The sequence below is a fragment of the Pseudomonadota bacterium genome (assembly GCA_026388275.1).
Classification (GTDB): Bacteria; Desulfobacterota; Syntrophorhabdia; order Syntrophorhabdales; family Syntrophorhabdaceae; genus JAPLKB01.
On the sequence record JAPLKB010000007.1, the window covers coordinates 17,404 to 30,167 of the forward strand.

12 protein-coding genes are annotated in these 12,764 nt (G+C 41.5%); 9 read left to right on the plus strand and 3 right to left on the minus strand.

The genetic code is table 11. From position 1 onward, the window contains the following. Position 1 precedes the first annotated feature (1 nt). The gene (locus tag NT010_01070; protein MCX5804645.1) at positions 2 to 412 is read left to right on the plus strand and encodes a pyridoxamine 5'-phosphate oxidase family protein; all 411 of its coding nucleotides are present in this window, start codon (positions 2 to 4) and stop codon (positions 410 to 412) included. A gap of 89 nt (positions 413 to 501) precedes the next feature. On the opposite strand, the gene NT010_01075 is transcribed toward NT010_01070, so the two are convergent. Beyond that, positions 502 to 2,148, minus strand: coding sequence for a methyl-accepting chemotaxis protein (locus NT010_01075; GenBank protein ID MCX5804646.1), 1,647 nt, complete (start codon positions 2,146 to 2,148; stop codon positions 502 to 504). 434 nt (positions 2,149 to 2,582) lie between these two features. Here NT010_01075 and NT010_01080 point away from each other — a divergent pair, with 434 nt between their 5' ends. Further along, positions 2,583 to 2,813: a hypothetical protein gene (locus tag NT010_01080; protein ID MCX5804647.1), complete on the plus strand. Its 231-nt coding sequence runs from the start codon at positions 2,583 to 2,585 to the stop codon at positions 2,811 to 2,813. A gap of 56 nt (positions 2,814 to 2,869) precedes the next feature. Next, positions 2,870 to 4,453, plus strand: a complete 1,584-nt coding sequence (locus NT010_01085) for a dehydrogenase (GenBank protein MCX5804648.1) — start codon at positions 2,870 to 2,872, stop codon at positions 4,451 to 4,453. Between the two features lie 79 nt (positions 4,454 to 4,532). Here the strand turns inward: NT010_01085 and NT010_01090 are convergent, their stop codons facing one another. Then, positions 4,533 to 4,748, minus strand: coding sequence for a hypothetical protein (locus tag NT010_01090; protein MCX5804649.1), 216 nt, complete (start codon positions 4,746 to 4,748; stop codon positions 4,533 to 4,535). A 379-nt stretch (positions 4,749 to 5,127) separates the two neighbouring features. Between NT010_01090 and NT010_01095 the strand changes: the two genes are divergently transcribed. Genes NT010_01095 through NT010_01120 form a run of 6 tightly spaced genes read left to right on the plus strand, consistent with a single transcriptional unit; the run spans position 5,128 to position 12,409 of the window. Further along, positions 5,128 to 8,955, plus strand: coding sequence for a hypothetical protein (locus tag NT010_01095; GenBank protein ID MCX5804650.1), 3,828 nt, complete (start codon positions 5,128 to 5,130; stop codon positions 8,953 to 8,955). Then, positions 8,952 to 9,485, plus strand: coding sequence for a GspH/FimT family pseudopilin (locus NT010_01100; protein MCX5804651.1), 534 nt, complete (start codon positions 8,952 to 8,954; stop codon positions 9,483 to 9,485). The genes NT010_01095 and NT010_01100 overlap by 4 nt, the downstream gene beginning before the upstream one ends. Beyond that, positions 9,460 to 9,846 carry a prepilin-type N-terminal cleavage/methylation domain-containing protein gene (locus tag NT010_01105; GenBank protein MCX5804652.1) on the plus strand — a complete coding sequence of 129 codons (387 nt, stop codon included), beginning with the start codon at positions 9,460 to 9,462 and terminating at the stop codon, positions 9,844 to 9,846. The genes NT010_01100 and NT010_01105 overlap by 26 nt, the downstream gene beginning before the upstream one ends. A gap of 14 nt (positions 9,847 to 9,860) precedes the next feature. Beyond that, on the plus strand, positions 9,861 to 11,009 hold the full coding sequence (locus NT010_01110; GenBank protein ID MCX5804653.1) for a PilW family protein: 1,149 nt from the start codon (positions 9,861 to 9,863) through the stop codon (positions 11,007 to 11,009). Between the two features lie 13 nt (positions 11,010 to 11,022). Then, positions 11,023 to 11,655: a hypothetical protein gene (locus NT010_01115; protein ID MCX5804654.1), complete on the plus strand. Its 633-nt coding sequence runs from the start codon at positions 11,023 to 11,025 to the stop codon at positions 11,653 to 11,655. After that, positions 11,645 to 12,409, plus strand: coding sequence for a cadherin repeat domain-containing protein (locus NT010_01120; GenBank protein ID MCX5804655.1), 765 nt, complete (start codon positions 11,645 to 11,647; stop codon positions 12,407 to 12,409). Before NT010_01115 ends, NT010_01120 begins: the two co-directional genes overlap by 11 nt. Before the next feature lie 24 nt (positions 12,410 to 12,433). On the opposite strand, the gene NT010_01125 is transcribed toward NT010_01120, so the two are convergent. Next, positions 12,434 to 12,764, minus strand: a 331-nt coding sequence (locus NT010_01125; GenBank protein MCX5804656.1) for an A24 family peptidase, incomplete at its 5' end; no start/stop codon positions are given.

Below are 12,764 nucleotides of genomic sequence, written 5' to 3' on the forward strand. Positions count from 1 at the left end.
GATGACAAAAGAAGAAATAATCAGCTTTGTGAACGCAAACCCTGTCTGCTACCTTGCTACTGTTGAAGGCAACTCACCGCATGTTCGTGCAATGGGGATGTACAAGGCTGACGACAGGGGCATCCTGCTTCAAACAGGCACGATTAAAGGAATGTACAAGGAAATTGTCCAGAACCCTAAAATCGAGCTATGTTTTAATGGAGGAGAGAAAGTTGTGCGCGTGAGCGGTACTGCTGAATTCTTAGAAGATCAGGATCTCAAAGAGGAAATTGTAAAAGTACGGCCTTTTCTAAAACCGTTAGTAAATGCTCAGGGCTACGATGTCATAAAGGTTTTCCGTGTTGCAAATGCCGTAGCTACTGTCTGGACAATGGCTACCAACCTTGAAACAATGGAGTTTATTAAGCTTTAGCAAGCAACAAGAATTGCACAGGCAAGGCTCTATAAGGTATACGACAAGCTATATATATAAAGGCCTCTTATGCACCGTGCAAGCATGTTCTATACTTTGAATCCGCCTATAACATCCTCAAGGTTTACGGATAGCTGCGCCAGTTCCTGAGATGCTTCGGCTATTTGTATGGAGCTGCCTGATGTATCTTTTGAAACCGATGCGATTGTTTCTATATCTCTGTTAATTTCTTCCGAGGTAGCTGCCATTTCTTCGGTTGCCGACGCTATCTGTTGCACCATGCCGTGGAGCTGGTTTACTCCGCCTATTATATTGCGCAACACATTCCCGGCCTGGGTGGATAAATCAACACCTGATTTTACTTCCATTGTTATATTCTCCATAGATAAAACAATCTGATGGACTTCGTTTTGAATTGCTTTGATCATCCCGCTTATTTCAGCGGTAGAATTGCCGGACCTTTCTGCAAGCTTTTTCACTTCATCGGCAACAACTGCAAAGCCCCGCCCCGCATCGCCTGCACGGGCAGCTTCAATGGCAGCATTGAGCGCTAGAAGATTCGTCTGATCCGCTATATCGTTAATTACCGTTACAATTTCTCCTATCTGATTGGAGCGGTCACCCAGCGATCTTACCAGTTTAGCCGATTCATCGATTATTTTTGCTATGGACTTTACCTTTTCAACCGAATTATCTACAACTATCTCCCCGTTCTTTGCTAAATTGGATGTATCTGTTGCAGAAGCTTCTATGTTGGATGTATTTTTTGCAATGTCGAGTATGGTTTGAGACATTTCCTCTGAAGCGGTTGCAACCTGAGACGCCCTGCCAGCCTGCTCGCCTGCCCCCTTCGACATTAATTCAGAGCTTGCATTTAACTGGTGGCTTGCTGATGCAATATTTCCTGCAGCTGTTTTAACTCCGCTGATAATATTCTGGAGTTTTATTACCATATTTTTCATGGCATTGAGAAGCTGACCTGTCTCATCTGTTCCGGCAACCTCTATACAGGCAGTCAGATCACCGTCGGCAATCCTTTGTGCAACGGAGACTCCTTCGCTCAAGGGTTTAGTGATGCTCCTTGCAAGAAAGGAAGCAAGGAATATTGCAAAAGCAAAAACTACAGTCCCGATGATCAGGAGGAAGTAGCGAGCCCTCGAGTAAGTTGCGTATGCATCTTTCCCGCTGGCGCCTATATGTTCCTGTTGAAATTTCACCATTTGATCACAAATCTCTTTGAGCATGGCGGATACCTGAAGAGACCCTGCGAGCATAGTACTTGCCTGATTCATGTTGCCGGCAGAAGCTTGCTCAATTACCTGGTCGTTTGCACTCCGGACAATGGTAATGTTCTGTTTGATCTCTTCGATAAGCGCCTTGCCCTTTGCTGTGTTTTCCAGTTTCTCAAGCTTCTCAAGCGAGGCCTTGTAAGTTTCCCGGGCAGCGTCGATCTTCTTCTTCTCGGACTTTGTCACATTTTCATCATTAGCCAATATGGTTGTAAGGATGCCCGTGGAAACTGCGCTGACTGAGTCCTGTATCGCATAGGCAAGCTCAATCTTAGCATTATCTACCTTGACAATCCGCTCCAGTTTGCCGTTAATGCCGCTTAAACTCCATATACCGGTAACAGTCAGAACTACCATAAAAGCAATAATCAGTCCTAACCCCACTCCCAAGCGCGCTTTTATAGTAAGGCTTCCCAAGTGTATCATCCTGAATATTTTTACGCTCATATATTCACCCCTTCATAATTTTTTTAAATATATTTATTTGTTGACTTCATTACCAAGACCAAAATATAACGCATCATTTTTCTTTAACACTTATCGGCAAATTAAAAGATTTATTAAATAAAATCAGGATGAATATATTAAACACCTTGTTTTACTCATCATTCTTTCCTTGTACGTTCCAATCATTTAGATTTTTATTCCTTTCCCCGTCTTAGCATTACAGATAGAGAGATGATTGCAATTTCCTTAAAGGGTATATCTATTAATGTTATTTAGACTTTAATCCTTTTCTGTTATAATGACGGATACATATTTTGTTAAGGGTATAATATTAAAAATCTTCCTTCAGAAATTTTGGTATATTAATGATAAAGCACCTGATAACGTCGCAAATCAAAAAAAATAAAGATTTAATTTTAAATGAAACGAATGAAATGAACGGCTTCACAAAACTATTGATGAAGCATAGAAACACAGGTATTGAATGGACAAGAGAAGAAAAAATAAAATTGAAGTATTATTTGTGGCGTATAGCCATCTATGTGCCTATAATAATTATATTCCTTCTTCCCTTCGGCACGCTGCTGCTGCCCGTTTTGGCTGAAAGCCTCGATAGAAGGAAAAACAGGCGGCCGCCAATAAACAAAGATTCTTGTAATCCATAACAACTGGAAAAATAAAGAAAGCAAAGATGTAAGTCACCGGTAATGGAGGCGTTTTATTGGATTTAATAGTAAGTAGTTTGCGAATACCCTTTGAAAAAGATGAAATAGATGAATATATAAAAACCGCTTCACACACACTGAAGGTCAGCGAAAAAGATATAAAATTTGTTAAAATACTGAACAAATCACTTGATGCAAGAAGCAAAAAACAGTTTTACTACGAAATTTCAATAGTTGTAAGTATTGATGACAGTTTTGACAATAAAGAAAGCTTTCTAATATATACGGAAAATTTAAAGACGGAAAAGAAAATAAAAAGCATTAAGGAGAGGCCTATAATAGTAGGTTTTGGCCCTGCCGGCATGTTTACTGCCCTTGAACTTATTGATTACGGCATTAAACCTTTAATATTTGAAAGAGGTAAAAAGATAGAAGAACGTTCCATCGATGTCCAAAGATTTTTAAAAGAAAGAGAATTAGATCCTGAATCAAATATCCAATTCGGCGAAGGCGGCGCCGGTTTGTACTCGGATGGGAAACTTTTTTCCAGGATAAAAAATTCGGGGTATGCAAACAAGGTGTTGGATACTTTTATTAAGTTCGGAGCCCCTGAAGAAATAGGGTATATCAGCAAGCCCCATCTGGGGACAGACGTGTTGCGCAGAATAGTTACAAATATACGGAACTATATCCTTGAAAGAGGCGGCGAGATCCACTATGCCTCAAAAATGTCAGGCATGATGATATCGGACGGCAAAGCGCTGGGTGTATTAATAAACGGTCAGAAAGAATACAGTGCTTCAATTATATATCTTGCGATAGGACATTCTGCGCGTGATACGTTTGAGCTGATTCATGAAAAAGGTATTAATATTGAGCAAAAGCCTATTTCTGTCGGTGTGAGAATAGAACATCCTGCCGAAATTATTAATCTTATCAGATATGGCAGTAAATATAAGAACTTTTCCGGAATAGGGGCTGCCGATTATTCTTTCACCTATAACAATCGGGCAATAAGAAGGGGGGTATACACATTCTGCATGTGCCCGGGGGGCGAAGTAATAAATGCTTCCTCTGAAAACGGCATGTTAGTTGTAAATGGTATGAGCTACTCCAAAAGGTCATCAGCATTTTCGAATTCAGCGATTGTGGTAACCTGTCATACAGATGATTATCAATCAACAAATCCATTAGCTGGTATCGAGTTCCAAAGAAATATCGAGAAAAAGGCTTTTATCGCAGGAGGGGGAAAATGGAAAGTTCCTGCACAAAATCTGGTGGATTTTTTATCCAATAGAATATCTGACAATTTGAATAATCATTCATACAGAATGGGTGCGGTAGCCGTTGATATGTATGATATTTTGCCGAAATTTGTAGGCAATGCACTTTTATCGGCGTTTAATAAATGGAAAGAAGATTATCCATTGTTTGTTTCAGAACATGCAATATTGTTAGGAGCAGAAACAAGAACTTCTTCCCCTGTAAGAATCAAACGCAGCGAAAAATATGAATCAATAAATATAAAAAACCTGTACCCCATAGGTGAGGGTTCAGGATATGCAGGAGGAATAACAAGTTCAGCCGTTGATGCCATAAAAGCTGTGGAAAGCAGTCTGTCAAATATCGACGGTTATTAATTAAGGCATCGGGCGTGAGCAGGTGGTCCTCAAAGCAACTATAGGCAGTTTCACCCTCGTCTGACTTGAAACCTGCTTTTCAGGCAATACCTTTATTCTGAAAAACCACCATTAGAAAAAGCAGCGCAACACCTGTGAGCACTGATGCAGCGGTGATGAAAGAGAAATAATATCCAAAGCTTCCTGCAACAAAACCTGCAACAAGAGGCCCCACAGTTCCCTTGAGAATATGACGCCCAATAAGTTTGCAGAACAATGCTGCCAGAGGATGGCTTGAAGGCCGAAGAACTAACATTATGGGCTGACCAGTTTTTGGGGTGCGGTCAATATATCCAAATCTCTACTTTCAGGTTGTACAGTTTTCAAGGGACAGGTCAGCTATGGTTTTAGTTAAAATCGTGACAAACGTCATTGACAAGAAAATGTACTGCAAGTATAAATATAATAAGGTTGAAATGGGCAAACGATGAATACGATCAATATTTTTACTTCTATATTCGGTTCCATTGTCTGCAGTTTTGTCAATGTATGTATTGGTGGACTGCTTGCCGGTTTTATTCCGGTCTTTTTTAGAAAACCCTTTTTCTTTTATAGGGATGCAATTTATGGTATATTATTATAGGGCTTTCTTAGCTTTATATGGAGAAAAAAATAACAAGGGTGGTTATCGTGCCATGAAAAAAACAGTTTTGCTTTTTCTCTTTATTTTTATCGGACTAATAGGCGTTGCAGAGGCAGCGATGAATGATTACTGTGTTAACCCTGCTTCAAGCTCAACCACTACAAAACCAAACATACTGATCCTTATGGACTATTCCGGCAGCATGCAGTTCCCGGCTTACATAACATGCGATTATAACATAAGCAGTCCTTATGACACCAATGTTGTCAATTGCAGGACGCCCAGTTCGTCAGCAGCGGATAACTACACTACAACAACGACCTACTACGGATATTTTGATACAACCAAATATTATCAATATACAGCGGGTAAGTTTCAGGTCAATACTGCCTGTACTGATACCAACAAGATCGGAAGCAGCAACACCTGTATATCAGGCAATGTTTTGAACTGGATCACCTCGACAAGGATAGATGTTTCGAGAAAGATATTGACAGGAGGCAGGACAAACACCGGCGCTTCCGATATTTATCAGAGCGAAGGGTCGAAGGTGGTTTATACGGATACCAGCGGCAGTCTGAACTGCACATTTACTATTACTACTACAAGCGATTCAGGCGCCGGTGCAACCAAGGCAAGGCAGCTTGCATTCGCCAATAGAGCCGGCGGCTTTACATGCCCTCTTGGCACCTTAAGCGCCAGCGATATCGATGTAGCACCGCTGAGCCCCAGCACCGATAAAGGGCTAATACAGGATTTTTACGACAAAGTTACCTTTGAATTCATGATTTTCAATACGGCAAATAAGGGGAAATTACTCTCTGCTAAAGATGCGACGGAAAGCTCTTTGGTTGCCGCATTAACCAATGAGCAACCCTATGACGGAACTCCCACGGGTGAAGGTCTCTGGGAAGCCTACGATTTTTTTAAGCAGAGCAACGACCATGCTTATTCTTCCAATACAAGCGATCTTAACGCCGGCAGCGGAGTCAAAGACCCTTATTACGATGGGACCGGCTCCAGCAACACGGCTGTTCCCTGTCGAAAAACTTTTGTTCTGCTCATATCCGACGGCGTCTGGAATGACAGTGTTGACCCTGTATTGCCTGCAAAGGAGATGCGCACAACTGACCTGAGAAGCGACCTTACAGGGAAGCAAAATGTCACAACCTATGTGGTCTATGCCTTCGGAGATAAGGATCCGGCTACGAAACTCCAGGGGCAACAGGCTATGAAAACAACTGCCATATTCGGAGGTTTTGACGACAATGATTCCAACGGATGGCCTTACCCCTTTACAAGCTATCCTTCCAGCAGTAAAACCGTAACCTACCCGTTGAGTAACTGCGACCCGGCTACCACATGGAACGCCAGTTGCATAGAATGGGATAAAAACAAAAACGGTGGTGAGCCCTATAATTATTTTGAAGCCGATGATGGCGAAAATTTGGAAGTGGCAATACTGGCTGCCCTAAACGACATAATGCGCCGGGCATCATCGGGAACAGCAGCATCTGTCCTGGCTTCGAGTGAAGGCAGCGGCGCAAACATTTTGCAGTCGGTTTTTTATCCAAAAAGGCTTTTCACCTATACTGAAATTGACTGGACAGGAGAGATGCAGAATCTCTGGTACTATATTGACCCCTTTCTTCAGAGTACATCCATAAGGGAGGATACAAACCTTGGCGGCACAAGCGGCGCCAGCATACTTAATCTCACCGATGATTACGTCATAAAATTTTATTTTGACACCACTGATAACAAAACAAAAGCAAAAAGGTATTCTTCCGCTGCCGACGGCACAAGTGAAACATATGTTGATATTGTGGCTCTTGAGGATATAAAAAACCTCTGGGAGGCAGGCACATTACTCTTTCAAAGAAACCTTTCAACCTCTCCCAGGACAATATATACAACCATAAATGGAAGCTCCTTTTTGGCAAATAATTTTTCAACTACAAACAAAACCACCTTGAGCTCGTACTTGCAGGCTGCCGATGCCACTGAAGCCGAGAAGATTATAAACTTCGTGCATGGCACGGATCAAACAGGGTATCGAAGTAGAACTGTGACAATATCAGGAACAACAGGGGTATGGAAGCTTGGGGATATAGTAGACTCAACCCCGCGCCTCCAATCTTCAATACCGGCAAACAGCTACCATTATAATGCGCCGGATGGCTACTCGGATTCCACGTATCTTGAATATATTCAGGACAGCAGCTACCTGAGCAGGGGGATGGTATACGCCGGCGCAAATGACGGTATGCTCCATGCATTTAAACTCGGAAAGCTGCAACAGACCTGGACCGGACAGGGAACCAATGATAAAGCCAAATTGACAAACCTCGATACAACCACTGCCCTTGGGTCGGAAACCTGGTCTTTTATCCCAAAAAATGCACTGCCGTACCTTAAATACACGGCTGATACAAACTACTGCCATTTGTTTTTCGTGGATTTACCCCCTTTAGTGGTTGACGCGAGCACTCCATCGGGAACGGGAGGCGAAATATCAACTGCTACAAAAGTAAAGGCCAGTTGGAAAACAATACTGATAGGCGGTATGGGATTAGGGGGCGCAAGCAAGATTACAAGTGATTCCTGTACAGCCGGCGCCGCTGGCACATGCGTTAAAACCCCTATTACAGATCCATATGATTCAACAAAAAGCCTGGGTTATTCTTCTTACTTTGCCATCAATATCACTGATCCAACCAGTCCTTCACTATTATGGGAGTTCTCGGACCCTGCCCTTGGATTTTCGACATCCGGACCGGCTATTGTCCGTATAGGTGATGCTGACAAAAACGGAAAATGGTTTGCTGTTTTTGCATCAGGCCCCACAGGCCCTATCGATACCACAAACCACCAGTTTCTGGCCACTTCTGATCAAAACCTGAAGCTCTTTGTCCTTGATTTATATACAGGTTCTGCTACCACAATTGACACAAGCATAAGCAACGCCTTTGGAGGTTCTCTGTACAATGCAGTCGTTGACGCTGATAAAGGTGATATCACTTCTTCAGGCAGATATAGCGACGATGTCCTTTACTTAGGGTATACGGAAAAAGATACATCCACATCTACCTGGACAAAAGGAGGGGTGTTAAGGATAACAACAAAAGAAGATCCGAATCCTGCCAATTGGGTTGTAAGCACCGTGATTAACAATATCGGTCCGGTTACAAGCGCCATTACAAAGCTTCAGGACAGAACAAACAAGAACTTGTGGCTCTATTTCGGTTCAGGCAGATTTTATTATCGGTACAGTTCTACAATTGATGATCCAAGAGGACAAAGGGCGCTTTACGGGCTAAAGGAGCCCTGTTATAATAATACAACTGCTATACCAGCCGGACCAACCAATGGCATTGACAAAACCTGTACAAGCACAATATCTTCAGGGCTTACAAATCAGTCAGGTGATTCTCCAAGCTCCAGTCTTTCCTCATCATCAACGGGCTGGTATATAAACCTCGATGCAGCAACGAAAAGCGATGGGGTAACAGCACCCACAACTGATGCAGAAACCGTTAACGGAGCAGAAAGGGTTATTACAGACCCCCTTGCTGTGTTTTCCGGAGTTGTTTTTTTTACTACTTACAAACCCTCAAGCGATATGTGTACATTGGGCGGCAACACATATGTGTGGGCTGTAAAATATGATGTAGGCAATCAAGTAGGAGGATTGACTGGTCAAGCTATCACCCAGGTGTCTACCGGATCAATCCAACAGTTGTCTTTGTCATCAATTTTTACAGAAAAAGCAGGGAGAAGAACCGCGGCAATTTTGGGTATGCCTCCTAAGGGACAGGGTTTGTCTGTGCTGATTGGCCCGCGACCTTTAAAAAGAATTTTGCATATAAGAGAAAAATGAAAAGTAACGGGTTTTCAATGATGGAGCTACTTGTGGTCATAGCCATTGCTGGTATTCTGGCAGGACTGGCAATCGCAAGCTTTACGGGATTTTCAAGAAAATATAATGTGGATAATCAAGTAAGAAAAATATATTCGGATCTGACAAATGTAAGGATTATGGCAATGAACAAAAACAGGACACATTTTGTAACCCTTGCTTCTACCGGCTACACGGCATATGACGATAATAGCCCTTCGCCGGACGGCGACGATACACTCACAGTGGGGTCGGACTCTGTTGTGCTGACAAGCAATCAGGCGTTGAATCTCAGTACTGTAAAAACTAATGAATTCTACTCTATTGTCTGGAGCGGGAGCGCTCAGATGTCATTCAACTCCAGAGGCATTTGCACAACACCCAATACAATATGTGTATACTCGAATATTCAACCACTCTATGATTGCATAAAGGTCTCGTCTACAAGAATATTGATGGGTAAATTAACAACCCAGGGGGTTTGCAGTGGCAGCAACTGCCAGGCAAAATAATAACGGATTTACACTGATCGAGGTTCTGGTTGCCAGCATTATACTAACAATCAGTATGATGGGCATACTTGAAACAGTGGTATTTTCAATACAGCAAAATCTCAATAACTTCTCAAGAAATGAATCCGTCAAGATTGCAGAACAAAGGATGAACGAATTAAGGAATTCGTCCTTTACGTCTCTTTCAAGCGGTTCTTCTACTGTAACAAGAAATTACAAAAATTTCGCAAAAAATTTCAGCGTAACCTGGACCGTAACTTCTTTGACGACAAATAGTGTTGCCATTCAGGTAGTGGTCGGGTGGATCATAAATGGAAAAGCATATTCTCACAGCATAACATCAATAGTAAGCAGGGGCTGAGGACGTTCATAAACATGAATGGAAGGAAAATTTCACATAAGAGACAGAGCGGTTTCAGTCTTATAGAGCTGCTCATAGTTACAACAATTATTGCAATTGTTGTTATTATGAGCAGCGATATATTTACAACTGTTTTGAGGCAATCAGGTCAGGAGACCAAGGTTGTAGGCTCGCAGATAGACAGCATTATCGGCATCGGGGTACTTCGTTCGGACATCGAACATGCGGGATATGGATTACCCTGGAAATTTCAAAATACTCCTTCAACTACCAATTATGAAGCTGCCACCACAATAACCGCCGGTACTTATAATGATTTACCTCCTAACCTGCCACGAGCTTTTGTAACAGGCAACGATACTGGTTATAATGGCTCCGATTACCTTGTAATTAAATCTACAGTGGCCGGCATAAGCGATACTGCTCAAAGATGGACCTATATCATCAAGGGCAGCGTTCCCAAATCGTGGGATTCCGCTAAGCTCAACCTTACCAGCGGAAGCAGGGTCATAGTAATTAAACCGAAGACGGATGATAGTTCCCAGAATGAACTGGTTATGAACAGCACAACTTTCTTTACACAATATAACCCCACCGTTTTCTCAACTACATCTACATCTGTTTTCGTACCGAGCAAAACATCGGAGAGATTTCTCATATACGGCGTTGACCCCGATACAGACTTGAGGATGCCCTTCAACAGGGCAGATTATTATATTTCCAGACCGACAAGTAACATGCCTGCATCATGTGCCCAGAATACTGGCATATTATATAAAGCTACTGTTAATCATGCTGACGGCCTACTTACCGAGATGCCCCTTATTGATTGCGTGGCAGACATGCAGGTAGTATTCGGATTAGATACAAACAACGATGGTGTTGTTGATTCTCAAAGCAATAATATATCGTCTCTCAGTGCTCAGCAAATAAGAGAACGTGTAAAAGAAGTCAGGGTATATATATTGGCACAGGAAGGGCAGAAAGATACATCTTATACACATTTATCCTCATCAATTACTGTGGGAGAAACCGATACAAGCTCGCCCTATTTCGGGCTTGGAAGCACTTTTAACCTGAGTACTACTATCGGTACGGGCTGGCAGAATTACAGGTGGAAAATTCATGCGCTTGCAATAAAGCCTAAGGAATTATATCAATAATAAGAGGATTTCAATGAATTTATTATTTGGTAAAAAAGGCGTGGCTCTTGTAATGGTTTTAGTGATAATCGCTATATCCACTGCCATGGTTGCGGTACTTTTATATTTTATTCAAAAGGGAACGGAAATTTCAGGAATTGAAAAAAAATATGAAACTGCCAAAGAAGCATCCATTGGAGCAATAGATGTATTTACCAAAGAGATTATTCCATTGGCAATTTCTACAGCAAGCACCTCGCCAAGCAGCTCTCTTACAACTGCCCTCGCGAGTTTCAGTACCATAACAAGCGCCACGGTCACAGCCGGTGCAACAAATGCCTGTTTCAGCGATAAGCTATTAAAATCCACAGCCAATTGGGCAGGCGGGTGCAGCAGCACATCAGATCCAAAGACCTCGCCTGACATCAAATTTACTCTCTCGGGTACTTCTGCCGTACCTTTCGATGTTTATACAAAGATTGTTGACACGGTTCAGGGTAATACAAATACAAGCGGTGTAACACTGGAAGGGGCTGGGGCTGCAGAATCGTCAGGAGGCATGGTAGCTACTCAACATTTTCCTTACATGTATCGAATGGAAGTTCAAGGCGAAAGGCAGCAAAACCCATCTGAAAGAGCAAGTTACGAAGTCCTCTATGCCTACTAAAAAGAGAATAAAACGTGTTTTTATTGCAAAAAAAGATATTCCATTTAAAAAAAAGATATATTTGCTTTTTTCTATTTTGGCAGCTTTATTATTAATTGGATACTTTCTTTATAAGGAAAGTAAGGAAAATAATAATTCGCTTAATTCAGGTAAAAATAAATCCTATTCCATCAATAAAATACAGACAAAAACGGAAATTGAGAAAGGCGAGAATCTTCTGCCAATAATTAAAAAAGCAAAATTACAGTTTGAATCACTTGATAACACTGATAAATTGAAGGTAATAATCGAAGAAAAAGAAGATGAAAAAAAAGGTATCAAATATAATTATGAATGGTTTAAAAATGGTGAACCCTTCGGCGGCAATATAGATAGTATTACAGGATTTAAAAAGGGGGATATAATAGACGTTAAGATTACTCCTTTTGATGACAAACAATATGGCCAACCAAAATTATTAAGCATTGAGATAGCACGAGTTACACCAAAAATTGTTGAAAATAAAGAAATAAGTTTTGATGGAAATGTATTGACCTATCAGGTAAAGGCTGTTGATCCCGATGGTGGTGCGCTTAAATATTCTTTAATTGATCCTCCGAAAGGCATGTCAATTAACGACCAGACGGGAATTATTCTTTGGCAGGTTAAGGCTGAAGATTATGGTAAACACGACATAAAAGTACGGATATCAAGCGTTAATGGGGCAGAAATTGTTTACCCATTAAACATCGACCTTAGTAAAATTACTGAGTAAATACAACAAATTGGCAAGATAATATCATCTTTTTGATATAAGACTAATAAGGCCATATACGAACCTATCGCCCATAAATAAAAATAGTAGTGCACATAAAGCAAGCAAGGGGCCAAAGGGGATTGCATACTTTGTATCTTTACCTTTTATCAGCATTATGGGCAAACCGATCAACGCACCCAATATTGAACCGGCTAAAAAACTGAATATAGCACCTTTTATCCCACAGAAAGCGCCTATCATTCCAAGAAGCTTTATATCACCGCCGCCCATACCCTCTCTTTTTCTCAATAGCTGATAACCATAGGCAATGACAAAGAGAATTCCGCCGCCAAGAAATATGCCATACAGTGCA